We start from the raw sequence: 1,108 nt of genomic DNA, 5'->3' as shown, positions 1-1,108 counted from the left end.
TGGGCGGTTTCAAACCGAAGTGCAACGAGGGGGTTAATGTTTAGCGCTTTGAGGTTGACCCGCTGAGGCAAGTGTCGCAGCGAAGACCTCGAATGGCGAATGGAACGCGTGGGTTGCGCGCGGCCGGCTGTTCAGGCTGTCGGCGATGGCATCGAGCTCGTCCTGAGTGTAGACCGAGAGGTCGGTGCCCTTAGGTAAGTACTGTCGCAGCAATCCGTTGGTGTTTTCGCAGGTCCCGCGTTGCCAGGGACTGTGCGGGTCGCAGAAGTACACGCTTACGCCGGTGGCGGCGGCGAGTTCTTGATGCCGCGTGAGTTCCTTGCCCTGGTCGTACGTAAAGCTCTGGCGCAGGGGTTCGGGAATCGAATTGAGTTTGGCCGAGAAGCCCGCCAGCGCTGAAGCGGCGGTGGCGTCTTCCATCTTGGCGAGCAGCACTAGACGACTGGTCCGTTCGACCAGGACGCCGACAGACGATTGATTTCCGGCGCCCTTGATAAAGTCGCCTTCCCAATGACCAGGCAGCAGGCGGTCTTCGATTTCGGGCGGGCGCACGTGGATACTGACCATGTCGGGAATCTGCCCGCGTCGGTCTGTACCGCGCGTGCGGGACATACGGGTGCTGTGGCCGTGGCGCAGGCAGGCAATCAACTGGCGGCGCAATTCGCCACGCGGCTGAGCGTAGATAGCCGTGTAAATGGTTTCATGCGATACGTGCTGGGTCGGATCGGTCGGATACATGCGCCTAAGTGTGCCCGATATCTGCTGGGGCGACCACTTCCACTCGAGCAGGGTGAGCACAACCCGCCAGCGAACGCTTTGCGTGCAAAGCTTGGCGGGGCGGCGACCAGCGCTACGGCGGGAGGCGCATAGCGCTTGAGCTGGCACTGATGCGTAGCCAGCAGGAGAACTGTTCCGCGTCAGTTCACGGCTCACGGTGGACGGCGAGCGCCCGAGCATTCGGGCCATGGCCCGAATGCTCACATCTTGCAGTCGTAGGCTTGCGATGGCGAGGCGTTCTTCAGGTTGAAGCTGCTGGTATGAAGTAGTTTTGTCGGGCATTGCAACACCTTATACGAGATAGGTGTTGCACCTCGCTTTTGAGGCCGCC

General features: G+C 61.1%; 1 protein-coding gene. It reads right to left on the bottom strand.

All coding sequences use genetic code 11. The annotated features are described in order from the left end of the window. Positions 1-33: 33 nt before the first annotated feature. Positions 34-1,059, bottom strand: coding sequence for an IS30 family transposase (locus AWB68_RS45270; RefSeq protein ID WP_087650494.1), 1,026 nt, complete (start codon positions 1,057-1,059; stop codon positions 34-36). Positions 1,060-1,108 lie beyond the last annotated feature (49 nt).

Source organism: Caballeronia choica (assembly GCF_001544535.1).
GTDB classification, from domain to species: Bacteria; Pseudomonadota; Gammaproteobacteria; order Burkholderiales; family Burkholderiaceae; genus Caballeronia; species Caballeronia choica.
This window is presented reverse-complemented; position numbering and strand designations above follow the sequence as displayed.